The organism is Actinomadura craniellae (assembly GCF_003289645.1).
Lineage (GTDB): Bacteria > Actinomycetota > Actinomycetes > Streptosporangiales > Streptosporangiaceae > Actinomadura_D > Actinomadura_D craniellae.
The window spans coordinates 50,465-72,614 of the sequence record NZ_QLYX01000003.1 but is presented as its reverse complement, the minus strand read 5'-3'; the positions used below and the strand labels follow the sequence as shown (position 1 = coordinate 72,614).

The 22,150-nt window shown below is 69.4% G+C and carries 27 protein-coding genes; 12 read left to right on the top strand and 15 right to left on the bottom strand.

Features of this window, described 5'->3' with window-relative positions:
* The first annotated feature begins 8 nt into the window (after window positions 1-8).
* The 3 genes from DPM19_RS07030 (at window position 9) to plsX (ending at window position 2,490) form a co-directional block, all read left to right on the top strand.
* Entirely contained in the window at window positions 9-866 is an 858-nt protein-coding gene (locus tag DPM19_RS07030; RefSeq protein WP_111864007.1) for an alpha/beta fold hydrolase, read from the top strand.
* Window positions 863-1,228, top strand: coding sequence for a hypothetical protein (locus tag DPM19_RS07025; protein ID WP_233509952.1), 366 nt, complete (start codon window positions 863-865; stop codon window positions 1,226-1,228). Before DPM19_RS07030 ends, DPM19_RS07025 begins: the two co-directional genes overlap by 4 nt.
* A gap of 182 nt (window positions 1,229-1,410) precedes the next feature.
* On the top strand, window positions 1,411-2,490 hold the full coding sequence (gene plsX, locus DPM19_RS07020) for a phosphate acyltransferase PlsX (protein ID WP_233509951.1): 1,080 nt from the start codon (window positions 1,411-1,413) through the stop codon (window positions 2,488-2,490).
* A gap of 34 nt (window positions 2,491-2,524) precedes the next feature.
* Here plsX and DPM19_RS07015 read toward each other — a convergent pair whose 3' ends face one another.
* On the bottom strand, window positions 2,525-3,304 hold the full coding sequence (locus tag DPM19_RS07015; RefSeq protein ID WP_199484908.1) for a MerR family transcriptional regulator: 780 nt from the start codon (window positions 3,302-3,304) through the stop codon (window positions 2,525-2,527).
* Window positions 3,305-3,310: 6 nt separating this feature from the next.
* Here DPM19_RS07015 and DPM19_RS07010 point away from each other — a divergent pair, with 6 nt between their 5' ends.
* Entirely contained in the window at window positions 3,311-3,598 is a 288-nt protein-coding gene (locus DPM19_RS07010; RefSeq protein ID WP_111864005.1) for a hypothetical protein, read from the top strand.
* A gap of 54 nt (window positions 3,599-3,652) precedes the next feature.
* Here the strand turns inward: DPM19_RS07010 and DPM19_RS07005 are convergent, their stop codons facing one another.
* Window positions 3,653-4,135, bottom strand: coding sequence for an ATP-binding protein (locus DPM19_RS07005; protein WP_233509950.1), 483 nt, complete (start codon window positions 4,133-4,135; stop codon window positions 3,653-3,655).
* Between the two features lie 342 nt (window positions 4,136-4,477).
* Between DPM19_RS07005 and argS the strand changes: the two genes are divergently transcribed.
* Window positions 4,478-6,235, top strand: a complete 1,758-nt coding sequence (gene argS / locus DPM19_RS07000; RefSeq protein ID WP_111864004.1) for an arginine--tRNA ligase — start codon at window positions 4,478-4,480, stop codon at window positions 6,233-6,235.
* Between the two features lie 85 nt (window positions 6,236-6,320).
* On the opposite strand, the gene DPM19_RS06995 is transcribed toward argS, so the two are convergent.
* From DPM19_RS06995 to DPM19_RS06980, 5 genes are all read right to left on the bottom strand, one after another.
* A complete protein-coding gene (locus tag DPM19_RS06995) occupies window positions 6,321-6,872 on the bottom strand; it encodes a hypothetical protein (RefSeq protein ID WP_146778762.1) in 552 nt (183 codons plus the stop codon).
* Window positions 6,873-6,910: 38 nt separating this feature from the next.
* The gene (locus DPM19_RS34755; protein WP_146778761.1) at window positions 6,911-8,026 is read right to left on the bottom strand and encodes a hypothetical protein; all 1,116 of its coding nucleotides are present in this window, start codon (window positions 8,024-8,026) and stop codon (window positions 6,911-6,913) included.
* Window positions 8,023-9,219 carry an aldehyde dehydrogenase family protein gene (locus DPM19_RS06990; protein ID WP_158566716.1) on the bottom strand — a complete coding sequence of 399 codons (1,197 nt, stop codon included), beginning with the start codon at window positions 9,217-9,219 and terminating at the stop codon, window positions 8,023-8,025. The genes DPM19_RS34755 and DPM19_RS06990 overlap by 4 nt, the downstream gene beginning before the upstream one ends.
* Window positions 9,220-9,340: 121 nt before the next feature.
* Window positions 9,341-10,411 (bottom strand): AAA family ATPase, encoded by a 1,071-nt coding sequence (locus tag DPM19_RS06985; RefSeq protein WP_233510009.1) that lies wholly within the window; start codon window positions 10,409-10,411, stop codon window positions 9,341-9,343.
* Window positions 10,412-10,519: 108 nt separating this feature from the next.
* Entirely contained in the window at window positions 10,520-10,960 is a 441-nt protein-coding gene (locus DPM19_RS06980; RefSeq protein ID WP_111864000.1) for an ATP-binding protein, read from the bottom strand.
* Window positions 10,961-11,090: 130 nt separating this feature from the next.
* Here DPM19_RS06980 and DPM19_RS06975 point away from each other — a divergent pair, with 130 nt between their 5' ends.
* Genes DPM19_RS06975 through DPM19_RS06955 form a run of 5 tightly spaced genes read left to right on the top strand, consistent with a single transcriptional unit; the run spans window position 11,091 to window position 12,779 of the window.
* Entirely contained in the window at window positions 11,091-11,900 is an 810-nt protein-coding gene (locus DPM19_RS06975; protein ID WP_158566715.1) for a helix-turn-helix domain-containing protein, read from the top strand.
* A complete protein-coding gene (locus DPM19_RS06970) occupies window positions 11,900-12,085 on the top strand; it encodes a DUF397 domain-containing protein (RefSeq protein ID WP_111864950.1) in 186 nt (61 codons plus the stop codon). Before DPM19_RS06975 ends, DPM19_RS06970 begins: the two co-directional genes overlap by 1 nt.
* 49 nt (window positions 12,086-12,134) lie before the next feature.
* Complete coding sequence (locus DPM19_RS06965; RefSeq protein WP_111863998.1) at window positions 12,135-12,302, top strand: DUF397 domain-containing protein; 168 nt, start codon at window positions 12,135-12,137, stop codon at window positions 12,300-12,302.
* A 39-nt stretch (window positions 12,303-12,341) separates the two neighbouring features.
* Window positions 12,342-12,530 (top strand): DUF397 domain-containing protein, encoded by a 189-nt coding sequence (locus DPM19_RS06960; protein WP_111864948.1) that lies wholly within the window; start codon window positions 12,342-12,344, stop codon window positions 12,528-12,530.
* A 54-nt stretch (window positions 12,531-12,584) separates the two neighbouring features.
* Window positions 12,585-12,779, top strand: a complete 195-nt coding sequence (locus DPM19_RS06955) for a DUF397 domain-containing protein (RefSeq protein ID WP_111863997.1) — start codon at window positions 12,585-12,587, stop codon at window positions 12,777-12,779.
* A 107-nt stretch (window positions 12,780-12,886) separates the two neighbouring features.
* Here DPM19_RS06955 and DPM19_RS06950 read toward each other — a convergent pair whose 3' ends face one another.
* From DPM19_RS06950 to DPM19_RS06940, 3 genes are all read right to left on the bottom strand, one after another.
* Complete coding sequence (locus tag DPM19_RS06950; RefSeq protein WP_146778760.1) at window positions 12,887-13,906, bottom strand: hypothetical protein; 1,020 nt, start codon at window positions 13,904-13,906, stop codon at window positions 12,887-12,889.
* Between the two features lie 321 nt (window positions 13,907-14,227).
* A complete protein-coding gene (locus DPM19_RS06945) occupies window positions 14,228-16,384 on the bottom strand; it encodes an MMPL family transporter (RefSeq protein WP_111863995.1) in 2,157 nt (718 codons plus the stop codon).
* A 58-nt stretch (window positions 16,385-16,442) separates the two neighbouring features.
* The gene (locus DPM19_RS06940) at window positions 16,443-16,988 is read right to left on the bottom strand and encodes a TetR/AcrR family transcriptional regulator (RefSeq protein WP_111863994.1); all 546 of its coding nucleotides are present in this window, start codon (window positions 16,986-16,988) and stop codon (window positions 16,443-16,445) included.
* Between the two features lie 244 nt (window positions 16,989-17,232).
* On the opposite strand from DPM19_RS06940, the gene DPM19_RS06935 reads away from it, so the two are divergent.
* Window positions 17,233-17,796 (top strand): dihydrofolate reductase family protein, encoded by a 564-nt coding sequence (locus tag DPM19_RS06935; RefSeq protein WP_111863993.1) that lies wholly within the window; start codon window positions 17,233-17,235, stop codon window positions 17,794-17,796.
* Window positions 17,797-17,874: 78 nt separating this feature from the next.
* On the opposite strand, the gene DPM19_RS06930 is transcribed toward DPM19_RS06935, so the two are convergent.
* Entirely contained in the window at window positions 17,875-18,387 is a 513-nt protein-coding gene (locus DPM19_RS06930; RefSeq protein ID WP_111863992.1) for an anthrone oxygenase family protein, read from the bottom strand.
* Window positions 18,388-18,502: 115 nt separating this feature from the next.
* Here DPM19_RS06930 and DPM19_RS06925 point away from each other — a divergent pair, with 115 nt between their 5' ends.
* The gene (locus DPM19_RS06925) at window positions 18,503-19,438 is read left to right on the top strand and encodes an AraC family transcriptional regulator (RefSeq protein WP_111863991.1); all 936 of its coding nucleotides are present in this window, start codon (window positions 18,503-18,505) and stop codon (window positions 19,436-19,438) included.
* Window positions 19,439-19,442: 4 nt separating this feature from the next.
* On the opposite strand, the gene DPM19_RS06920 is transcribed toward DPM19_RS06925, so the two are convergent.
* The 4 genes from DPM19_RS06920 to DPM19_RS06900 form a co-directional block, all read right to left on the bottom strand.
* A complete protein-coding gene (locus DPM19_RS06920) occupies window positions 19,443-20,432 on the bottom strand; it encodes an LLM class flavin-dependent oxidoreductase (RefSeq protein ID WP_233509949.1) in 990 nt (329 codons plus the stop codon).
* Window positions 20,327-20,572 (bottom strand): DUF2630 family protein, encoded by a 246-nt coding sequence (locus DPM19_RS06915; protein WP_111863990.1) that lies wholly within the window; start codon window positions 20,570-20,572, stop codon window positions 20,327-20,329. Before DPM19_RS06915 ends, DPM19_RS06920 begins: the two co-directional genes overlap by 106 nt.
* Before the next feature lie 106 nt (window positions 20,573-20,678).
* The gene (locus DPM19_RS34750) at window positions 20,679-21,218 is read right to left on the bottom strand and encodes a hypothetical protein (protein WP_146778759.1); all 540 of its coding nucleotides are present in this window, start codon (window positions 21,216-21,218) and stop codon (window positions 20,679-20,681) included.
* 76 nt (window positions 21,219-21,294) lie between these two features.
* Window positions 21,295-22,143, bottom strand: a complete 849-nt coding sequence (locus DPM19_RS06900) for an aldehyde dehydrogenase family protein (protein WP_233509948.1) — start codon at window positions 22,141-22,143, stop codon at window positions 21,295-21,297.
* Window positions 22,144-22,150: the final 7 nt, after the last annotated feature.

Below are 22,150 nucleotides of genomic sequence, written 5' to 3'. Positions count from 1 at the left end.
CAAGCCCGATGAACACAGAGGTCGCCGGCGAGCGGGTGCACGTAGTGGAGACCGGGCGGTCCGACCGGCCGGCGCTGCTGCTGAGCACCGGGCTGGGCGGGGCCTGGTTCGACTGGCGGCCCACCGTCGACCTGCTGGGCGACGACTACCGGGTCGTCGCCTTCGACCGGCCAGGGCTGGGGCTGAGCCCGGCCGGGCGGCGGGCGCCCAGCCTGCGGCGGGAGGTGCGGTTGCTGGCCGGGCTGCTCCGCCGGATGGGCGGCACCCGGCCGCCCGTCCTGGTGGCCCATTCGGTGGCCGGGTTCCACGCCGAGGCGCTGGCCCGGGTGCACCCGGAACTGGTCGGCGGCCTGGTCCTGGTCGATCCGAGCTACGCCCCGGCCCCCTGGTCGGCGATGCGGGTGGCGGCCGCGGTGGCCCCGCTGACCCGGCTGGCCGGGGAGGCGCTCGACGCGACCCGGGCGGCCCGGGTGGTCGGCCCCTGGCTGCGCCGGCAGATCCTGCGGCGGGTGAGCCGGCGCGGCGAGTGCGCGCCGGCCGAGGTGGTCCGGGCGGTGTACGGGCGGGGCACCGTCCTCGGCACGGTGCTGGCCGAGAACACCGCGTACCGCGAGATGGCCGCCGACCTGGTGGCGTTGCGGCACCGCCGCCCCTTCCCGCCGATCCCGCTGGAGGTGCTGACCGCGCTCGGTGACCTGGGCGACCCCGACCGCGCCCGCACCTGGGACGAGGGTCACGGCGTCCTGGCCGCGATGAGCCCGTACGGCCGCCAGGTCCGGCTGCCGGACGCCCTGCACATGGTCCAGTTGGACCGGCCCGAGGAGGTCGCCGCCGCCGTCTCCCGGGCCTTCCGGGACGCCCGGTGACCGCCCGCGCCGTGCGTGCGGCCGCCCTGGCGCTCGTGGTGCTGGTGACCGTGCCGGGCTGCCGGGTGCTGGAGCGGATCTCCGAGAACGCCTACCTGAACGCGGTCGCGAGCGGGGCCACGGCGGAGCTGGACGCACGGGGGCACCCGGTGGCCGGGCGGCTGGACTGCGCGCTGTCCCCGTCCGGCACGGTGGCGCTGCGGGTGGGCTGCACCGGCCGCACCGCCGCGGGCCGGCCGGTGGCGGTCGTCGGCACGGTCACCGGCGCCGACACCGCCCGCCCGCGGGAGCGGTACGTCGTCACGGTCGGCGGCCGCGAGGTGCTGCGCACCACCTGCCTGGGCGCCGCCTGCCCCGGGTGATCTCGCGCTCACCCGGAAACCGAAGATCGCAGGTGACGGTCGAGGCGCGTTCCGGCAGGTTCCAGACCGGACGTAAACTCATTCCATCCCCCGAACCCGCAGGTGTCCGGGTCGGCTCTGCTCGCCGGCCGCTCCGGCGTTCGTCCCTTGCCGCCGTCCGGCGGTCCGTCCCTGGAGTCCGCATGCCCGGCACCGACGCGCGGCGCGCGCCACCACCGGTGGCCGTCGACACGATGGGGGGCGACAACGCCCCCGAGGAGGTCGTCGCCGGGGCGGTGGCGGCCGTTCGGGAGCACGGGGCGCGGCTGGTCCTGGTCGGGCAGGCCCCCCGGATCCGGCAGCAACTCGACCTGCACGGCGTGGCCGGGGAGATCCCGATCGTGCATGCCGACGAGGCGCTGGGGATGGGCGAGGGGGCGCTGGCGAGCTGGCGCAAGCCGCGCTCCTCGGTCGCGATCGCCTGCCACCTGATCCGGCAGGGCCGGGCGTCCGCGCTGGTCTCGGCGGGCGGCACCGCCGGGGTGGTGGCCACCTCCCGGCTGCGGCTGAAGGGCCAGCAGGGGGTGATGCGCCCGGCGATCGCGGTGGCGCTGCCCACCCGGCCGCGGCCCACGGTGCTGCTGGACGCGGGGGCGACGTCCGACGTGCGGCCCGAAACGCTGGTGCAGTTCGCCGCGCTGGGCACCGCGTACGCGGAGATCACGACGGGGTTGCAGCGGCCCCGGGTGGGCCTGCTCAACATCGGCTCCGAGCCGGGCAAGGGCGACAAGGTCACCCGGAAGGCGTACGAGCTGCTGAGCTCCGGGCAGCCCGGCATCGAGTTCGTCGGCAACGTGGAGGGCGACCAGTTGCTGAGCGGGGTGGCCGACGTGATCGTCACCGACGGGTTCACCGGCAACGTCGCCCTGAAGACCATGGAGGGCGCGGTCCGCATGGCGTTCGGCGAGCTGCGCGCCTCGCTGTCCTCCGCGCGGACCGCCCGGCTGGGCGCCGCGTTGCAGCGCCGGCAGTTGCGCGAGTTGCGTGACCGGCTCGACTCGGAGACCTACGGCGGCGGGGTGCTGCTGGGGCTGAACGGCACGGTGGTCATCGCGCACGGCGCCGCGGGCGCCCGGGGGATCACCTCGGCCTGCGTGCTCGCCCAGCGGCTGGCGGCGGGGGCGATCGTGGACCGGATCCGCGACCACGTCGCGGCCACCCGCACCTCCCGGTTCCGCCGCCAGCACGGCGAGAAGGAGCAGCCGGACCCGGGCCAGCCCTGACCGGCGGCCGGGACCGTGTGTCGGTGACGTCGGGTCACACGTTCAGTTGCGCGCGGATGAGCGTGTCGATTCGCCGCCATGCCGGGGACGAGGCGTTGACCGTGCCCTGGATGAGGATGGGGATCTCGGAGGCCGCATCCAGCTCGGGCGGGGCATCGGGGCCGTAGCGTTCTCTGGTCGCCTGGGCGATCCGGCGGGCGAGGTCGTCGACGCGGGGGTCGTCGGCGTCGAGGTCGTGCGCGCGGTCGTAGTCGAGGAAGAGCCGCCGCAGCGCGGGATCGGCCAGGATCTCGCTCTGGTCCCGGAACAGTGTGATCGCCTGGTCCGGATGGGTGGCGAACACCAGGATCCACAGATCGCGTTGCAGGTCCACCCATCGAGGGGTGAACCCCCAGCGGGCCAGCCGCTCCAGATGTGTGCCGACCTCGGCGGGCAGCGATGCCAGCCGCCCGGCGGCGAGTCGGCGCAGGCGCCCCTGCGTCGCCCGCAGGCCGCGGATGCGGGCGGTGAGCTCGTCGTCGATCTCGCGCAACGCCCGCTGAAGCTCCTCGTCGGGCGCCGACTTCAGCTCCCGGATGCGGGCCAGGGGGACGCCGGCTTCGGCGAGCGTCCGGATCTTGATCAGGTCGATGGCGTCGTTCGCGCCGTACCGCCGGTAGCCGGACGCGTCGCGGGCAGGCTCGGGGAGCAGCCCCTTGTCGTGGTAGACGCGGACGGTCTTGATCGACACTCCGACGTACCTGGCCAGCTGCCCGATGGTGATCACCTGCCCATCGTCCCACTTGACCTTTCCCCTGGGGCAGGGTCGCACCATGGCTCCATGGCTGATGTGAACATCGATCGGGACACCTTGCGCGAGCTGGCCGACGCGGGCAACGAGACCGCGCTGGACCGGCTGGCCGACCTCGCCGACGCGGCCGGCGATCTGGAAGAGCTGAGCGAACTGCTGGACGAGGGTTCCATGAGGGCCGGCCTCCTGCTCACCCGACGCGCAGCCGCCGCCGGCGACCTGCGCGAGCTGCAACGGATCTCCGACGCCGGCTACGACGAGGCCGGGAACGAGCTGAACCGGCTGCTGGAGGCACCGGCCGGCGGGCACCGGGACTGATCGCAGCGGGCGGCGTGCCCGGGATGGACGGGGCGAACGCCGCCCGATGCGGCGTTAGCGCTCGTCGAAGACCGCGGTGACCGTGCGGCCGGCCGGCCCGCCGCACCAGTCCCACCAGGACGCCGTCGCCGAGATCGTCAGCAGCCCCCGGCCGGATTCGGCGAGCGCGCACAGCTCGTCCACGGACCCGTCGAAGCCGTCGCACGGCGGGCGGGACCGGGGTTCGCCGTCGCCGCCCTGGTCGATCACGGTCAGCGCCGCCCCGCCGCGCCACCGGCGCACCTCGACCACGAACAGGCCGCCGGGCAGCCCCGACCGGGTGTGCTGGAGCACGTTGGCCACCAGTTCCCCGGCGGCCAGGACCATGTCGTCGGCCCGGGCGAAACCGGCCATCAGGAAGCCGACGAAATCACGGGCCCGGCGGGCCTCGGCCGGCCGGCCGGCGAAGGCCCGCCGCCAGCACATGTCGCCGACCGGGAACTCCCGGCCGCGCATCCGCACGGTCGTCTGGACGTGTGTTGCCTCGATCACGGTCATCTCGACCGTCCCTCTCCCGATCGGGGGCGAAGCGTTGTGGCGCGGGCTTCCCTGCCAGGATCGAGCAGTCTTTGGAACGCTCTCAGCCGAACGCTGTGAACTGTTGGCTACACGCTCCTCACATCTCTCCCCCAAACAGAAGAGACCGACCATCAGGGACACACATGGACATATGACCCATATCCTGTGTCGACTCCACGCGCCCTCCTCCCTCTGGTATGGGACAATGGACGTCCCCGCCCGGTCACATCACCTCAGGTTGCCGGGAGCGGGCAGATCGCACGGTCCACCGGCCCCCTCGGGTCGCCCGTCACGGACCAGAACCGACGAACCAGGAAGACGATGAGTCCGGTCACCTCTGTTGCTGCCAAGATCGAGTCCGCGCTGAGCGCCGCGATGCGCCAGGCTCTGCCCGCCGACCAAGCGGGGGCCGATCCACAGGTGCGACGTTCCGACCGGGCCGACTTCCAGGCCAACGGGCTGCTACCGTTGGCCAAGAGGCTGAAGTCCAATCCCCGCGAGATCGCCGGCATGGTCGTCGCGGCCCTTGACGAGAGCGAGGTCTTCGCCTCCTGCGAGATCTCCGGCCCCGGCTTCCTCAACATCTCAGTGACCGATACGGCTCTGCTAGAGCAGGTCGCGGCACGGCTGGCCGACTCCAGGCTCGGTATCGACCGGTTCGAGGCCGGCACCACGGTCATCGACTACTCCCAGCCCAACATCGCCAAGGAAATGCATGTCGGGCACCTGCGCTCGACCATCATCGGTGACGCACTCGCCCGCACCCTGGGTTTCCTCGGCGAGAATGTGGTCCGGCACAACCATCTCGGTGACTGGGGCACCCAGTTCGGGATGCTGATCCAGTACCTCACCGAGCACGGCCACGACTGGCAGCACGAGGGAGAGATCGCCGGTTCGCTGTCCCGGCTCAACCAGCTTTACCGGGACTCCCGCGCCCTGTTCGACTCCGATGCGGAATTCGCCGAGCGGGCTCGGCGCCGGGTCGTGGCCCTCCAGTCCGGAGACGCCGAGACGATCTCCCGCTGGGAAGAGATCGTCGCCGAATCCAAGCGGTACTTCAACGAGGTCTACGACAAGCTCGACGTACTGCTCACCGATGACGACGCCGTCGGCGAGAGCTTCTACAACCCGTTCCTCAACGATGTCGCCGACGAGCTGGAAAAACTCGGCGTGGCACAGATCAGTGACGGAGCGCTGTGCGTCTTCTTCGACGATGTCACCGGGCCCGACGGTGACCCCGTACCGCTGATCATCCGTAAGAGCGATGGCGGCTTCGGCTACGCCGCCACCGACCTGGCCGCGATCCGCTACCGCACGGGCACGGTGAGCGCTCACCGCATCCTGTACGTCGTCGATGCGCGGCAGGCGCTGCACTTCCGCATGGTGTTCGAAACGGCACGCCGGGCCGGCTGGCTGAATGACGAGGTCACCGCAGTACATGTCGCTTTCGGCACGGTACTGGGGCCGGACGGCAAGCCGTTCAAAACCCGTGCCGGTGAGACGATACGGCTGATCTCACTGCTCGATGAGGCGGTGAGCCGGGCACGTGCGGTCGTCCAGGAAAAGAGCCGGCATCTGGACGAGACGGCACTGGAGACCACCGCGCGGCAGGTGGGCATCGGCGCTGTGAAGTACGCCGACCTGGCGACCAGCCGGGCCAAGGACTACATGTTCGACATCGACCGCATGGTCTCCCTCAACGGCAACACCGGCGTCTACCTTCAGTACGCGCACGCCCGCACCCGCTCGATCCTGCGCAAGGCCCCCGCCGGGGTGGTCGAGAAGGCCACGGTGCACACCGGAGTCCCGCTGGAACCGGCCGAGCGTGCCCTCGCCCTCAAGCTCGACGAGTTCTCCGCCGCCCTGCGGGAAGTCACCACCACATACGAGCCGCACCGACTGTGCGTCTACCTCTTCGACCTTGCCCAGGCCTTCACCGGGTTCTTCGAGCACTGCCCTGTGCTGAAGGCACCCACCGAGGAGATTCGGGACAACCGCCTGCTGCTGTGCCGGCTCACCGGCGACACCCTCAAAACGGGTCTGGGTCTCCTCGGACTCTCCGCGCCCGATCAGCTCTAGCCATCCCGCCCGGCCGAGCAGGGCGGCGGGCCCCAGGGGCTGCCCAAGTCGCCGGACCAGATATGAACGACGGCCCAGTGCCGGCTCATATCCCGGGGCCCTTGAGATACCGCACATGCCCTTTGAAGAGCCTTCGCAAGTCAAGCCGATCCAGTTCCTCAGGCGACTCGCTTCGGATCGCACGAATCTCGGTGCGCCAGCGTGCGCCGAGTCGCGCCGCGCGTTCCAGAACGTGTTCGAACCCATCCTGTGTGATCGCCGGTCCACGAACAACACCGAGTTTTCGCTCGATCAGCGCATCGGCCCATAGAATCGCCTCGTACTCATACTGTGTCTCGATCACACCCCGAATTCGGCGACTCTCCAGCAGGGCGAGCCTGCGGTCCAGGTCGTCCAGGGCAACGAGTTCACCCGGGTAGTCATGATCTGGAGGTAGACCGAGTCGCCGATGCAGATCGAAGTACCAGGAGATGAAACGGGCACCATCATCTGTGGGGAGCAGGTCCACGGCCACGAACATATCGATGTCGTGATTCCAGCCGCCGTATCCTTTACCGAATCCACCGAAAACGAAGGCGAACCCCAGCCGGTCACCGAAGATCTCGGGAACCATCGCAGTGAACTCCGCCTCGATCATGCGACGGTGCTCCACGGGGAACGACCGCTCCGATTTCTTCACTTTCCATCCCCAAAGCCGATGGGCCTGGCAAGGCCGAGCGCCGAGGCCGTTCTCCCGACCAGCCGGTAATCGACGTTCATCAGGGTGTTCCAATCGTCGATCAATGTCGACAGCGCGGGAGTCGGCACACCCGCAAGCCTCCCTGCGCTCTCAAGCGGAACCATCGACCAACCAACGTCTTCGTAGCCGTGCGCGGTAAAGGTCTCCGGCCGGGGAACGGTGGATAGTAGTCCATGACCATGCCGGTACCCCGCCGTGCCCGGACTGGCGAGCCCGGGGACCTGAAAAGTGGTGGCATCGAATGTACGCAGGTCTCGATATACATGTCGAGTGTAAGCGCTGGCCACCTGGTCACGATCCCGGGTAACCTCATTGATACGAGCAACAATTTTCTCGGTGTAGAGGGCAGGATCGTAGAGACTGCCCTCTACACCGAAATGCCCACCACGTAGACATTCCAGGTCCTGCACCGCGTGAACGATGGAGTTGATATTCTCGAAAGCCAGGTCAAGTGTCGTATCCATCCAGCGAATCCGATCGAGACCGAAAATCTCTTTGATCACCGATCCGGCATCCTTTCGCATGGCTTGGTGGACCGGAGCAGCCAAGACGAAAGGTTTGGAGTACAGCAGGCTGGTCACAGCGTCGCGTCTACGCTGGTAAGCCAGCAACGGTGGGGAGTTGAACGCCACCGCACTGGCCGGACGCCAGCCAGGATGAGCCAGCTCTGCAGCACGACATAGAGCAACGGTCCCCATGAACCGGTCCGAGACGTTCACGATGTGCTTGTGACGCAATGCCGGAGCCAGTTGGAAGCCGATGAACTCCGCAAGGTAGGACGGAAGGCAGAAAACAAAGACCTCGCATCCACGCACCTCCGATCGGCTGACCCATTGGTAACGAGCGGCACCGTCGTCCATCGCGGCCTGCGGCTCACCGTGCACCGCGAAGCGCTCCAGTCGACTGAGCGGACGTGGCGGACGCCGCGGAACGCCGGGAATCGGCAGGAACCCGGGCCGATAGTGAGTGATCCGATGACCTCGGCCGGCCAGCAACGCGGAAACGCCCTCAGCCACCTGGCCACCGCCGCCGATCACGCACACCTCGGTCATCGACCGCCGCCCTGCCCCACCGTCGACAGGGCCGCGGACACAAGTACCGGACCCCGGATGGGTGGCTCGCCACTGCGTTTGACGAATGATGCCTCGGTACCCCATCCCCCGAATGGCAGATTCCCATCCTCGTGGTCAAGAACGGTCTCATCGCGCAGCACCGTGGTCTTGAGCAGATCTCCCTTGAGCGAACCATAGACGCTCGCATACATGGCATGCCGCTGGTAGCGATCGCTATGAATGAACGCCATGACCGTATCCGGGTCGTCGAAAACTCCGATGTTCAAGACAGGTGCATACAGTTCTGGAAAGCGGAACTGATCGTCCAACCTGGAGACCACCAACGTCGGATGGATCAGGCGGCGTGGGACATCGATGCATCCTCCCACGACGACCTCTCCCCGGTGATCCGTCAAAAAATCAACAACATTGGTAACTGATGATGGGCGTGCGACCGGCCCAATGTCCACAGCCGGGTCACCACAGGACCCAATATTCATTTTCCGCAGACCGGACGCCAGAATGCCAATTATTTCGTCTGCAATTATTGAATGGATCAGCACACACTTTGGTGCGGCGCAGTCCTGGCCACTGTTGTAGGTGACGCTACGGATAATTCCATCAGCTGCTCGCCCCAGGTCGGCATCCGGCATCACCACGACCGGGTTCACACCCGAACCGTTGAAGATGAGCAGACTCCCCGACTTCAGGCCGGCACGAGCTACAGAAAGGGCCGTGGCATAAGTACCCGTGAGGATCACGGCATCGGACTCCGATGCGCACTCCCGCGTGAAGTGTCGACGCTCCGTGTTGCGTATGCTCAGGCGACTCTCCAGTTCGGGAACCGAAATTCGCTTCCAGATGTCACTGACAACGTCCGCTGTTACCCAGGAGGGCCGCACCTCCACCCGGCGAACCATGAGGGCGGGCATGATTCCAAACAACGTCAGCCCGTACAGTGGTTGATTGACCGGGAGGAACGAAGCCACGGTCAGGCGCTGATCAACATCGCGAATGTACTGCCACTCTCGAGCGATGCCGTTGAGCGTTCTGATCGACCGAAATATTTCATCATGAGCGGTCCCCCAGGTCTCATACCTGGTGAGGCATTCAAGAATGGCCGATGAATTGCGCTCCAGTTTGTCAGCCAGACCAGCTGAAACTTGCTCAACCCACGAGCGATTCTGCTTCATCCACCTAGCCCGACCATGCTGAACCACCATCCAACGTTTCGGACAATCCGCAAACGAGAATGATTTTGGCTGCCGCGCAAGCATGCAGTCAAGGTTGTAAAACTACGCAGAGCATCAATCGTCAGACAGGCAGAGCAGACAACCGCTCCACCTCGCCGACGACCCGGGGCGGTTCCTGCTCGTCCGGGCCGGAGAGCCGGATCAGGCCGCCCGGGTCAGCGCTCTGGCAGATGTACGGGCTGTGCGTGGTGACGATGAACTGCATGGCGGGGAAGTGCGCCTTGAGCCAGCCGCCGATCTTCTGCTGCCAGCTCACGTGCAGGTGGGCGTCCACCTCGTCGATCAGCACGATCCCGGGATAGGGCAGCGTCGGTGTCCCGTCCCGCTCCTCGATCTCCAGGGTGCCGTAGGCGGCGTGCATCCGCCGGACGATGTCCACCACCAGCGCGGTCACCGTCCGGTAGCCGTCGCTCATCTGGCGCAGCGGGAACTCCCGGCCGTCCCTGGTGACCCACAACCCCCTGGAGTCGACCTTGCAGACCTGGAACCCGTCGGGCAGCAGCCCGTCCGCGAGAAAGGCCAGTACCGTCCGGATCAGTTCGGCCGCGCCGGGCTTCTCCTCCAGCCTGAGGAGGTGCTGGCCGATAAGCCAGCTCACTCCTTCCACCAGTGTCGCGTCCTCGTCGAAAAGCGTCCGCAGCGCCTCGAACCGGCGGGGAGCCTCCGGCCCGCCGAGGCCCACGTCCGGATACGAATGCCGCCGGAAGGGCCCGTACCCCGTGTAGAACCAGCCGTCAGGCCGCGTGGTCCAGGAGGACACCTCGCCCGTGCTCCCCTCGCTGCTCCACAGCGCCACGGTTTCGTCGCTGAAGGAGCAGTTCCACTTCACTCTCAGCTGCGCGTCATCGCCGCCCCTCGGATCGAATCGATCGTCGGTGGAGATGGAAATGAGCAACTGGTTGTCCTTCTCGAGCGTCGCGTCGCCCCATGAATCCACATCGCGGATGGCGCCGGAGTTTCCCGGGCCCAGCAAAGCCAGCGCGACCGCCTGGAGCAGGGTCGACTTGCCAGAGCCGTTGCGGCCGGCGAGGACGGTCCAGCCCGCGTGGGTGCCGTCGGGCCGGGTGAAGTCGAGATCGACGGTACGGGGACCGTCGAAGCCGCGTATGCCGGAGATCTCCAGCTTGGCCACGTACAACCTGGGCCTCCGTGGGTGAACGAACGGGCGTCACCACTTTAGGGCTCGACCTTCGATCAGACCGCCGGCCGTGGGAAAGCCCTGCCGCACCGGGCCCAGCGGTCAGAGCCGCAACCGCGACCATACGATCTTGCCGCCGCGCGGCAGCGGGGTCACCCCGCAGTCCGCGGACAACGCCCGGATGATGGTGAGCCCCCAGCCGCCATTCGCGTCGAAGTTCTCCTCGCGCAGGTCCAGGTCCCCGGGCTCCAGTTCGGTGACCGGCGCCGGGTTGCGCGGGAGCTCCGAGCAGGGGTCGGCGATCCCGACCACCACACCGGCGGGCTCCCTGTGGCAGTACACGGTGATGTGCCCGCCCATGGGCGTGACCGCCACCGCGTTGGCGACGAGCTCCGCCAGGACCAGGTGCGCGTCGTACCGCGCGGCCTCGCCCACCCCCCAGGTGATCAGCCGCTGCTCCACCAGACTCCACGCCAACCCGGCACTGGCCGGGGACGCCGCCATCGGCATCCGCAGCCCGTCCGGCCGCACCGCCATGTTCATCGCGTACCACCCTCGTCACTTTCCGCATTCGTGGGACAAGGCTGGACGCCGCGAACTAGCTTCTCCCTGTTCCTGGGAACATCCGGAAGATTCTGGAAGAGCGGAGGGGCTCATGTCAGAACGAGGACTCATGAAGAACGCCCGGCCGTCACCGGACCCGCGCTCCTCGATCTGGGCGTGGATCGCCTATGAACTGCGATTCTGCCGCGTCCAGCGCGGCCTGTCCGGGCAGGACTTAGCCAAGATCCTCAACTGCGGCCGGTCCTCCATTTCCAGGCTGGAAACCGGAGAGTCGCAGCTCGACGACAAGCAGGCCGCCCTGCTCGACAAGATCTGGAGCACCGGCGGGCGCTTCTCGCTGCTGCTCTGGTACGCCCGCCTCGGCCACACGCCGGACTGGTTGAACCAGTACATCGGCCTAGAGGATCGAGCCTCCATGATCAAGATATGGCAGATGAACTTCGTCCCGGGCCTGCTCCAGACGCCTGAATACGCCAGGACCACCTTCATGGCAGGCGATGTCAAGGACGTCGAAGCCGCGCTCGAAGCTCGAATGACCCGACAAGAGATCTTGAACAGGGAAGATCCACCACTGCTGTGGGTCCTTCTGTTCGAGGGACTACTGGACATCCCCGTGGGCGGACCCGAGATCATGCGAGCTCAACTCGCTCACCTCCTGGAAATGTCCGAACGGCGAAACGTCTCGATCCGGGTGGTACCTAAAACAGCACCCGCCCATCCGGGACTGGATGGAGCGTTCATGCTGCTCTCGGTGGATAACACAGAGGTGGCGTATGTAGAAGCTCCGGAAGGAGGGAGGCTGGTCGTATCGGCTGAAGACGTACGATCCTTTGTAATACGGTACGACCGCACTGGGCAGGAAGCCTTGCCCGCAGGTCCATCACAGGACCTGATCAGAAAAACGATGGAGGCCATGTGATGAGCCACCCCGTATGGCGTAAGTCCAGCCGCAGCAACACTTCGGGCGAGTGCGTCGAGGTCGCCCGCCTCTCAACAACCATCGGCCTCAGAGACTCCAAGAACCCCGGTATCGGACACCTGTCCATCTCACCTGAGTGCTTCGCCGACCTACTGGCCCGCGTGAAGCACGGAGAACTCTCCTAACCCCGCTGCGCACCCGGCCTCACGCGTTCCCCTACATAGAGGTTGTGAAATGCCCCTTCCCGCATGGCGCAAGGCAAGACGAAGCATGGCTCAGGGCGGAGACTGCGTCGAGATAGCCCGGTTCTCCGGATCCTTTGGGCTCCGGGACTCCAAGAACCCCGACGCCGGTCACCTCACTTTTCCGCAGAGGGTTTCGCCGCTCTCCTCACTCGTGTGAAGCGCGGCGAGTTCAGCCCTTGAGCTGGGAGACCATGTGATGAGCCAGCCCGTATGGCGCAAGTCCAGCCACAGCAATACATCGGGCGGCGAGTGTGTCGAGGTCGCGCGACTCTCCATGACCATTCGCCTCAGAGACTCCAAGAACCCCGGCATCGGGTACCTGTCCATCTCGCCCAGAGAGTTTGCCGATCTGCTGGCCCGCGTGAAGCGCGGCAGGCTCCTCTAGCTCAATGGGCGAAGCCCCGGCTCGGCTTTTCCGGGGGCCGTTTGGAGGCCATGAATGGCCAGCCCCACCTGGCGCAAGTCTACTCATAGCGGCGCACAGGAAGGAGCCTGTATCGAGGTCGCCCGCCTCTTCTCAACGACCATCGGCCTCAGGGACTCCAAGAACCCTGACGCAGGGCACCTCTCCCTCTCGCCCGAGAGTTTCTCCGTTCTCCTCACCCACCTGAAGCGCGGCAACCTCACCCTCTGACCGCACTACCGTTGATCCTTCAGCCTTCAGGGCGCTGGAACACCCCGGATGCTGAAGGATCACCTGGTCGGGGGCGCAGGGGAGCTGATCCTTCAGCTTTTAGTGCGCTATGGAGCCCTGGATCCTGAAGGATCAGCGAGGTTACGAGTGGTCAGAAGGCGGCGCAGGGTGGGGAGGGCGGTGCAGGCGGGGCCGCAGGTGGTGAGCTGCTGGTGGTGGCCGCGGTCGATGTAGATCTTGGCCAGTAGGGCGGCGGTTTCGCAGGGGCGGGAGGTGACGTCGTCCCAGCCGAATCGCAGGGTTGTATCGCCGGCGAGAGCGGCAGCGTTGTCGCGCCACATGTCGCGGAAGGCGCCCTGGTCGGTGTGGCCCGCCCGACCGTCGAGTTCGACGCGGAGGCGGTGGTCCTGGTTGAGTGCGTCGACGAAGACCGACCTGCCGCTGTGCTCCCACCTGGCCTGGCGCTGCATCGGCGGCAGGCCGTGTGGGCGTTCGACCCGGGTGAGGAAGCGGTGTTCCAGCAGCGAGTGCACCCCTTGGCCGGCAAGGGCGCACGCCATGGTCAGCTCCTCGCGCCAGCGCAGTTTCTTGCGGGCGGTGAAGGATTCCAGCAGCTTCTCGTAGGTGGTCAGCCGCTGCCGCACGGCACCGGTGATCACGCTGATCGCCGCGTCGATGCCCGGCGTGCTCTGGGTCAGGTCCACCACCGTGTCCTCCACCCGCGTGCACGGCGGGGACTTGGCCGGGTGCCGGGAGGAGCCCAGCCGCGAGGAGTAATGCAACGCCACCCCGGCCGGTGCGATGATGTAGCGCCCGGACGGGATCGTCACGTGGATCGGCTCATCGGCCTCCGCCTGCCGGGCGGCGTCCGGTAATCCCCATATCTCGGCCGCCGTCCAGTGGCTCAGCACCGCGCCCTGCCCGCACGCCAGCACCGCCGCCCACCGCATCGCCTCCCGGCCGGGTGGCCCGGAGAACGTCGCGTACACCCCAGGATGGATCCGCTGCCATCGCCTGGCCCGCACCTGAGCCTTGATCGCGTCAACGGTCGTTCCCGATGCCAGCACCTGCAATCGGCCGACCATGCCTTCCTGCCGGGCGGCGGCTTCATCCCATGAACCCTTCATGAGCACACCCTGTGCCGTCCGCCCTGTTTTCCACCACAGCCGCCCCTACCTGTGGAAAACCTTGCGCAGTAGGCGTGAGCAGGGCCCGGTCTACTTCCGGTCCTGCACAGCGGACAATGCGTGCGGCACGGCCCCGCAACCGATTCGGCGAGCGGGTATCTCGTTCCTCGGTCGGATCTCCGCCTGGTCGCTCGGCACACACTGCGCGTCCGGTCGCCGTGCACGCTCCATCGGCCACGTGGGCCAGCCTGCGACGGTCGTCCAGGCCGCGCATCGGCCGGGGCGGGACACGGCGGTCTTCTCGCCCCGGCCGGGGGGCGGTCAGACGTGGACGGGGTCCCGGGTCTCCTGGGGGGCGGGGGCGGGGCGGAGGGATTCTCCTTCGATGTCGAGGTTGGGGAGGGCGCGGTCCAGGGGGCGGGGGAGCCACCAGGCGGCGCGGCCGAGGAGGGACATGACGGCCGGGACCAGGGTCATGCGGACGACGAAGGCGTCGATGAACACGCCGATGGCCAGGGCGAAGCCGATGGACTTGATGATGGGGTCGGGCATCAGCACGAACCCGGCGAAGACCGAGATCATGATGAGGGCGGCGGCGGTGACGACGCGGGCGTTGTGGCCCAGACCGTTGACGGTGGCCTGCCGGGCGGTGTCGCCATGGACGAAGTCCTCGCGCATCCGGGAGACCAGGAACACCTCGTAGTCCATGGCCAGGCCGAACAGGATGCCGATCAGCAGGATGGGCAGGAAGCTGATCAGCGGGCCGGGGGTGTCGACGCCGACCAGGCCGGCCAGGTGTCCCTGCTGGAAGACGGCCGTGGTGATGCCGAAGGTGGCACCCACCGTCAGCAGGAAGCCCAGCGCCGCCTTGAGCGGCACCAGCAGAGAGCGGAAGACCAGCATCAGCAGCAGGATCGACAGGCCCACCACCAGCAGCAGGTAGACCGGCAGGGCGGCGGCGAGCTTTTCGGAGATGTCGATGCCGACCGCGGTGACGCCGGTCAGGGCAACCTCTCCCCCGGTCACGGCGGCCACCTCGGCGCGGATGGCGTGGACGGTGTCCTCGGTGGCGGCGTCGGTGGGCGCGGTCTTGGGGATGACGGCGACCAGCGCGGTGGTGCCGGACTGGTTGAACTGCGGGGGCGCGACGGCCAGCACACCGTCCACACCGCGGATGAGGGCGCCGGCCTGCTGGGCCGCGGCGCGGGTCTGCGGCGCGTCGGCGGCGGAGACGACCGCGACGAGGCGGCCGTTGAACCCCTCGCCGAAACCTTCGCTGGTCAGGTCGTACGCCTGGCGTTCGGGCGAGTCCTTCGCCGCGGTGCCGGCGTCCGGCAGGGCCAGGCGCATGTCCTGCACCGGCAGGACGAGGGCGCCCAGAGCCAGGATCCCGACCAGCAGGACCGGCCAGCGCCACCGCACGACGAGGCGGCCCCACCGGTAGCCGAACCCCTCCTTCGCCGGCGCGTGCCCGGCGGTGCCGGAGCGCAGGGCGCGCGGCAGGACCCGGGTGCCGGCGAAGGACAGCACCGCCGGCAGCAGGGTCAGCGCGACCAGGACGGCGACGGCGACGGTCCCGGCCGCCGCCAGGCCCATGATGGACAGGAACGGGATGCCGACGACGGCCAGCCCGGCCAGGGCGATGACCACGGTGGCGCCGGCGAACACCACCGCCGAGCCGGCGGTGCCGATCGCCCGGCCGACCGCCTCCGGCGCGTCCAGGCCGTCCAGCAGGTACTGGCGGTACCGGGAGGTGATGAACAGCGAGTAGTCGATGCCGACGGCCAGCCCCAGCATCAGCGCCAGCACCGGCGTGACCGAGTTCATCTCGACCACGCTGCTGAGCGCGAACAGCCCGGCGATCCCCGCGCCGACACCGACCAGGGCGTTGACCAGCGTCATCCCGGCGGCCACCAGGGACCCCAGGGTGACGACCAGGACCACCGCGGCGACCACGACGCCGATCACCTCGGTGGCGCCCATGTGGAGCTGGCCCTTCACCGCCTCGCCGCCGGTCTCGACCCGCAGGCCGGGGGCGTCCGCGCCGACCTTCATGTAGGCGTCGCGCTGCGCGTCGGTGAGCTCGGCGGCCTCGGCGGTGAACTGGACCTGGACCAGGGCGTGGCGGCCGTCGGGCGACACCGCGCCGGACCGGAAGGGGTCGGTGGCGGCGGCCACGCCGGGGATCGCGGCGGCCTGCCGCACGATCGGCGCGACCTGGGCCGCGGTCAGCTTCTGGCCCTGTGGGGCGGCGATGACGACCGTGCCGGTGGCGCCGCTCGCCTGCGGGAACTGTTTCTTCAGGGCGTCCATCGCCCGCTGGGATTCGGTGCCGGGCATGCGGAAGTCGCCGCTGGTCGGGCCGCTGAAGGCGGCTGCCGCCCCGCCCAGTGCGAGCAGCACGAGCAGCCAGGCGGCCACGACGAGCCCCCGGCGGCGGAAGCACCATCGGCCGAGCCTGTACAGCAAGGTCGCCATGCGGGAAAACGCCTTTCTTTCGAAGTCTCGGAATCTCGGAGTCTCGGAGTCTCGGAGTTCAGTCGGAGCCGCGGCCCAGCGTCCGCAGCGCGCTGCGGATCATCTCCTCGCGCAGCAGTTCCTCGTTCACGTGCAGGTCGGCGGCGCTGGTCACGAACATGCCGCCGAGCGCCATGTATGCGGCCACGCGCTGCCGCGGGTCGGGTGAGCGGCCCGCCAGCGCGTCCACCAGCCGGTCGTCGATGCCCTCGATGCCCGAGACGGCCATGGGCCGCGACTCGGGCAGGGTGTCGAACAGGACCTTGAGTTCGCGCCGGAAGCGCAGCGCGACGTCGACGAACCCGGTGACCGCGGTCACGGCGGCGTCCGTGCCATCCAGGTCCGTCAGCCGGGCGTCCAGTTCGGCCGCCTCCCGGCCGACCGGGGTGAGCAGTTCGGTGAGGATCGCCTCCTTGCTGCTGAAGTGGTACAGCAGTGACGCCTTGGAGCAGCCGGCGTCGGAGGCGATGGTCTGCAGGGACGTCCCGCGGAACCCGTGCTGGGCGAACAGCCGCAACGCCGAGTCCAGGAGTTGCCCGTGCAGGGCGGTGGAGGAACGGGCCATATGACCACGGTAAATGTCCGATCGGTCGGTTCTGACCGATCGGACAGGGATCACACTGTGGCCTTCACCACGCGGTCCCGCGGCTCGGCGTGCGACGGCCCGGACAGGGGTGATCACGCTGCCACCCGGCCCCGTCCGAGGAATCGCCGCCGAAGATCTCCGGACGGGATGTCGAGGAGACGGGGATGGCTCCGATCCCCATGCGAAGGCGCCCCGAACCGGGGCCGAGCAACGGGAGCCAGAGATGCGGAAAATCGTTTACTTCGTGCACGTTTCGCTCGACGGGTACATCGAGGGCCCGAACGGGGAGTTCGACTGGCCGGTGATGGGGCCGGAGCTGTCGGAGTACTCGCACGAACTCGCCGAGCGGGCCGGCGCCTTCCTGTACGGGCGGTTGGTGTGGGAGATGATGTCGGGCTACTGGCCGGACGTCGAGTCGGTGTCCGACCACCCGCACGACCTGAGGTTCGCCCCCATCTGGCGCGCCACCCCCAAGGTCGTCGTCTCCCGCACCTTGCAGGAGGCCGGCTGGAACGCCCGGGTGGTCGGCCGGAACCTCGCCGCGGAGATCACCGCGATCAAGCGGGAGCCCGGCGGAGACCTCCTGCTCACCGGCGGGACCGGCCTGGCCGACAGCCTCACCGCCCTCGGGCTGGTCGACGAGTACCACGTCGTGGTCCACCCGGTCCTGCTGGGCGGCGGCAAGCCCCTGCTGCCCACGGCCAAGGGGCGCGTCCCCCTGGAACTGGCCGGATCGCGCGTCCTGGACGGCCGGCTCGTCCTCCTGCACCACCGCCCGGCCTCCTGAGGAGGCTCTCCGCGAAGACGCGCCGCCCGAAGACGACGACGGCGCCCCGGGGCTCGGGGCGCCGTTCGTTTCCGCCGGTCAGGACCCGCCGGCGGAGGTGAGCCGGCCGTGCAGGACGAGGGCCCAGCCCAGGCAGCCGACGGCGGCGACGGCGGTGGCGGTGCGGACGATGTTCCAGCGCACCCACCGGGCCTCGAAGCCCGCGCGGACCGCGGCAAGGTCGGCGATCTTGCCGGGGTCCCCGGCGGCGTCGATCTGGTTGTTGAGCGGGACGTTGACGAAACCCGTGATGCCGATCGTCAGCCCGTACAGGACGAGCGCGGCCACCACCCAGGGCAGCACCGACCGCTGCTCGGCGGGCAGGAAGAGCACGACGGCGAGGACGGTCAGCACCAGCGCGCCGAGGAAGCTCAGGTAGAACCAGCCGTTGAGGATCGCCACGTTGATCCGCTGCATCGTGGTGACGAAGGTGCGGTCGTCGGCCCTGGCCAGGCCGGGCATCACCGAGCACGCGTAGCCGTACAGCAGGCCCGCGATGAGCCCCATCGCGATGATCGCCGCGATCAGCACCCCGCCCCGGAACGTCTCCATCGTCTTCTCCCTCGCATCCGCGTCTTTCGCCGATACCCCGAGTCAACTGCGGGCAAGGGAAACGTTCCATGGCCGAAGATCTCCCGCCCATGCTCAGGCGTCTACACTCCCGCGTATGGACGCGCTGGCCGGACTTCTGGACGGTCCCCGGGCCCGGGGGGCGTTCCTGCTCCGCGCGGTCATGAGCCCGCCCTGGTCGCTGCGGATCCTGGACCGGTCGCCGCTCACCCTGATCGCCGTGGTGCGGGGCGAGGTGTGGGTCGTCCACGACGACGCCGAGCCGGTACGCCTGCCGCCCGGCGCCATCGCGATCGTGCTCGGCCCGGACCCGTACACGGTCGCCGGCGACCCGGCGACCCCGCCCCAGGCGGTGATCCACCCGGGGCAGCGGTGCGCCACCCTGGACGGGGAGCCGCTGGGCGAGGCGATGAGCCTGGGCGTCCGCACCTGGGGCGCCGACCCGGACGGCTCAATGACGATGCTCGTCGGCGCCTACCAGACGCTCGGCGAGATCAGCCGGCGGCTGCTCGGCGCGCTGCCCCGGCTGCTGGTGCTCCCCGAGGACGCCTGGGACTGCCCGCTCGTCCCGCTGCTGTGCGACGAGATCGTCAAGGAGGAGCCCGGCCAGGAGGCCGTCCTCGACCGGCTGCTCGACCTGCTGCTGATCGCCGTGCTGCGGGCCTGGTTCGCCCGCCCGGAGGGCGACGCCCCGGCCTGGTACCGGGCGTACGCCGACCCGGTGGTGGGCCGAGCGCTGCGCCTGATGCACGGCGACCCGGCCCGGCAATGGACGGTGGCGAACCTCGCCTCCGCCGCCGGCGTCTCGCGGGCCGCCCTGGCCCGCCGGTTCACCGCGCTGGTCGGCGAGCCACCGATGGCCTACCTCACCGGGTGGCGGCTGGCCCTGGCCGCCGACCTGCTGCGCGAGCCCGACGCCACCATCGCCTCGGTGGCCCGGCAGGTCGGCTACGGCAGCCCGTTCGCCCTCAGCGCCGCCTTCAAGCGCGAGCGCGGCATCAGCCCGCAGCAGCACCGCACCGGCGTGGCCTGAACGGTCAGCCGGTCCGGCCGCGGAGCCGGACCACCAGGCTGCGCACGGCGGGGACGACCTCCAGGGCGAACGTGGGAAGCTGCTCGGCCGGCCCGGCGAAGATGAAGGTGTCGATGCCGCAGGTGGTGGCGAGGCCGGCCAGGTCCTCGACCCACTGCTCGACCGGGCCGGAGAACGGCCCCCGGCGGGCGGCCTCGTCGATGGAGCCGATCACGTTGTAGACGCGCCGGATGGCGGCCGGATCGCGTTCCGCCGCCCGCGCGGCCGCGTCGATGATCTGCTGGCTTTCGGGCAGGCGGGCGGGCGGCACCTGCGCGGAGGTGACGACCCAGCCGTCGGCGGCCCGGCCGGTCAGCTCCAGCGACTTCGGCCCGGTGACGCCCAGCCAGACGCCCGGCAGGCTGGGCAGGACCGGGCGCGCCCCGCTGAGCCGGTAGTGCCCTCCCTCGAAGCGGGCCACCCGCAGGTCCGACCAGATCAGCCGGGCGATCTCGATCGCCTCGCCCAGCGCGGCGCGGCCCTGGGCGGTCGTTCGCCGGGTGCCGCCGTACTCCTCGATCGCCTCCCATTCGGCCCCCGCGCCCAAAGCCAGCTCGATCCGGTCGCCGCTCAGCTCGGCCAGGGAGGCCACGGTCTTGGCGAGCACCGTGGGCGGGCGCAGCGGCAGGCAGGCCACGTCGGGGAACACCCGGATCCGCGAGGTGCGTGCGAGCAGCACCGCCATCAGCGCGAACGCGTCGTGGTACCGGCGCTGGTAGGGGTGGTCCCGGACGCCGACCAGGTCCAGTCCCAGCCGGTCGGCCTCCTCCCCCAGTTCCAGCGCGGACGCGTCGGCCAGCGGTGTGAGGAGGTAGCCGAACCGCAGCGACCGGCCGTAGTCGATCCGGCCTACTGCAGGTAGTCCTCCACCTCGCCGGTCGGCCTGGGCCGTGCCTCGCCGGGGTCCTGGCCCGCCGAGAGCCGGGCCCGGCGCTGCCGGAGCAGGTCCCAGCACTGGTCCAGCGCCTGTTCCAGGCGGTCCAGCCGGGCCCGTTCGTCCTCCTGTGTCAACGCGTCCCGCCGGGCCAACTCGCGCAGCCGGTGCTCCTCCGCCACGAATTCGTCGATCAGTTCCAGGATCTGTTTCTCGTCCATCTCGCTCTCCGATCCGGTCGGGCATGCTCGCCTCCCCTACTCTCACCGGCCGGCGCGGGACTCTCCGGGGCCCTGCCCTGCGCCGGCGGGCAGGGCCCCGTACGGCTCAGCGGCTCCGGTTCTCGTTGTTGCTGGTCACCCCGGCCAGGAAGCCGCTGTCGGGACGCATGGGTTCGCTGCGGGACGGGAGCAGGCCGGCCGGGGCCGGGGGCTTCATCCGGCCCGTGCCGCGCTTGGCCTTCGGCTTGGCCGCGGGCCTGGTCGCCGGCTTCGCCGCGGGCTTGCGGGCGGCCGGGCGGCGCGTGGCGGGACGCGCGGGACCGCTCCCCGCCTGCTTGGCCAGCGCCCTGGCGGCAGCGTCCATGATCTTGGCGGCTTCGGCCATCGCCCGGGCGGCGCCCGCCATGGCCTTCCGCATGGCGTGCATGTGCTGGGCCGGGTCCGTGGCCCGGTCCACCGCCGACCTCAGCTGGCCGACCGCGGCGGACGAGACCTTCGACGCCGTCCCGGGCTTCCTGGCCGTCGTCCGGCGATGCCGCTTCGGTGCCGGCTTCCTGGCCGTCGAGCGGGTCGCCGCGGGCTTCCGGGTGGCGGGCCGTTTGGTGGCCCGGGCACCGGCCCGCATGGACGTACTCTTGGTAGGCATAGAACTACCCCCCGTAATCATCTGATACGGGGTGTTCTATTCCACGCTTCGGCGGATCTACACCCGAATCAGACGATCAGGTGCCTACCGGATGCCAGACGGTCTTGGTCTCCAGCAGGGCCGTCATCCGCTCGATCCCGGCCTCCGGGCCCGGCCGCAGCACCCGCTTGAGGTTCCCGGCCGCCGCCTCCTCCAGCGATCCGGCCAGGTCGGCCGGGGCGCCCGCCAGGTCCAGGGCGTTGACGTCCATGTGCGACGCCAGCCACGGTGCCAGCTCCGCCCGCCGGCCGGTCAGCACGTTCACCACCCCGCCCGGCAGGTCCGAGGTCGCCAGCACCTCGGCCAGCGTGATCGCCGGCAGCGGCGCCGGCTCCGAGGCGACCACCACGCAGGTGTTGCCCGACACGATCGCGGGCGCCACCACCGACACCAGGCCCAGCAGCGGCGAGTCCGGGGCCACGATCGCCACCACCCCGGTCGGCTCCGGGGTGGAAAAGTTGAAGAACGGACCCGCCACCGGGTTGGCCGAGCCGGCCACCGCGGCGAGCTTGTCGGCCCACCCCGCGTACCAGACCCACCGGTCCACGGCCTCGTCCACCTCGGCGCCCGCCGCGCCCTTGGCCGCCCCGGCCGCGCGCAGCTCCTCGACGAACTGGCCGCGCCGGCCCTCCAGCATCTCCGCGATCCGGTACAGGATCTGCCCCCGGTTGTAGGGGGTCCGCCCCGACCAGCCGCCGAACGCCTTGCGGGCCGCGCCCACCGCGTCGCGGGCGTCCTTGCGGGAGGCCTGCGAGGCGTTGGCCAGGAACCCGCCCCGGGCATCGTTCACCACGTACGACCTGCCGGACTCCGACCGGGGGAACGCACCCCCGATGAACAGCTTGTAGGTCTTGCGCACGGGCAGCCGCGCGTCGGACTGTGCCACCGGTTCC

Bases quoted from the DNA above. Each gene is read 5' to 3' on its own strand.
- DPM19_RS07030 (WP_111864007.1), top strand. From the start codon at position 9: ATGAACACAGAGGTCGCCGGCGAGCGGGTGCACGTAGTGGAGACCGGG.
- plsX (WP_233509951.1), top strand. From the start codon at position 1,411: ATGCCCGGCACCGACGCGCGGCGCGCGCCACCACCGGTGGCCGTCGAC.
- DPM19_RS07015 (WP_199484908.1), bottom strand. From the start codon at position 3,304: ATGGTGCGACCCTGCCCCAGGGGAAAGGTCAAGTGGGACGATGGGCAG.
- DPM19_RS07010 (WP_111864005.1), top strand. From the start codon at position 3,311: ATGGCTGATGTGAACATCGATCGGGACACCTTGCGCGAGCTGGCCGAC.
- DPM19_RS07005 (WP_233509950.1), bottom strand. From the start codon at position 4,135: ATGACCGTGATCGAGGCAACACACGTCCAGACGACCGTGCGGATGCGC.
- argS (WP_111864004.1), top strand. From the start codon at position 4,478: ATGAGTCCGGTCACCTCTGTTGCTGCCAAGATCGAGTCCGCGCTGAGC.
- DPM19_RS06995 (WP_146778762.1), bottom strand. From the start codon at position 6,872: ATGATCGAGGCGGAGTTCACTGCGATGGTTCCCGAGATCTTCGGTGAC.
- DPM19_RS34755 (WP_146778761.1), bottom strand. From the start codon at position 8,026: ATGACCGAGGTGTGCGTGATCGGCGGCGGTGGCCAGGTGGCTGAGGGC.
- DPM19_RS06990 (WP_158566716.1), bottom strand. From the start codon at position 9,219: ATGAAGCAGAATCGCTCGTGGGTTGAGCAAGTTTCAGCTGGTCTGGCT.
- DPM19_RS06980 (WP_111864000.1), bottom strand. From the start codon at position 10,960: ATGAACATGGCGGTGCGGCCGGACGGGCTGCGGATGCCGATGGCGGCG.
- DPM19_RS06975 (WP_158566715.1), top strand. From the start codon at position 11,091: ATGAAGAACGCCCGGCCGTCACCGGACCCGCGCTCCTCGATCTGGGCG.
- DPM19_RS06970 (WP_111864950.1), top strand. From the start codon at position 11,900: ATGAGCCACCCCGTATGGCGTAAGTCCAGCCGCAGCAACACTTCGGGC.
- DPM19_RS06965 (WP_111863998.1), top strand. From the start codon at position 12,135: ATGCCCCTTCCCGCATGGCGCAAGGCAAGACGAAGCATGGCTCAGGGC.
- DPM19_RS06960 (WP_111864948.1), top strand. From the start codon at position 12,342: ATGAGCCAGCCCGTATGGCGCAAGTCCAGCCACAGCAATACATCGGGC.
- DPM19_RS06955 (WP_111863997.1), top strand. From the start codon at position 12,585: ATGGCCAGCCCCACCTGGCGCAAGTCTACTCATAGCGGCGCACAGGAA.
- DPM19_RS06950 (WP_146778760.1), bottom strand. From the start codon at position 13,906: ATGAAGGGTTCATGGGATGAAGCCGCCGCCCGGCAGGAAGGCATGGTC.
- DPM19_RS06945 (WP_111863995.1), bottom strand. From the start codon at position 16,384: ATGGCGACCTTGCTGTACAGGCTCGGCCGATGGTGCTTCCGCCGCCGG.
- DPM19_RS06940 (WP_111863994.1), bottom strand. From the start codon at position 16,988: ATGGCCCGTTCCTCCACCGCCCTGCACGGGCAACTCCTGGACTCGGCG.
- DPM19_RS06935 (WP_111863993.1), top strand. From the start codon at position 17,233: ATGCGGAAAATCGTTTACTTCGTGCACGTTTCGCTCGACGGGTACATC.
- DPM19_RS06930 (WP_111863992.1), bottom strand. From the start codon at position 18,387: ATGGAGACGTTCCGGGGCGGGGTGCTGATCGCGGCGATCATCGCGATG.
- DPM19_RS06925 (WP_111863991.1), top strand. From the start codon at position 18,503: ATGGACGCGCTGGCCGGACTTCTGGACGGTCCCCGGGCCCGGGGGGCG.
- DPM19_RS06915 (WP_111863990.1), bottom strand. From the start codon at position 20,572: ATGGACGAGAAACAGATCCTGGAACTGATCGACGAATTCGTGGCGGAG.
- DPM19_RS34750 (WP_146778759.1), bottom strand. From the start codon at position 21,218: ATGCCTACCAAGAGTACGTCCATGCGGGCCGGTGCCCGGGCCACCAAA.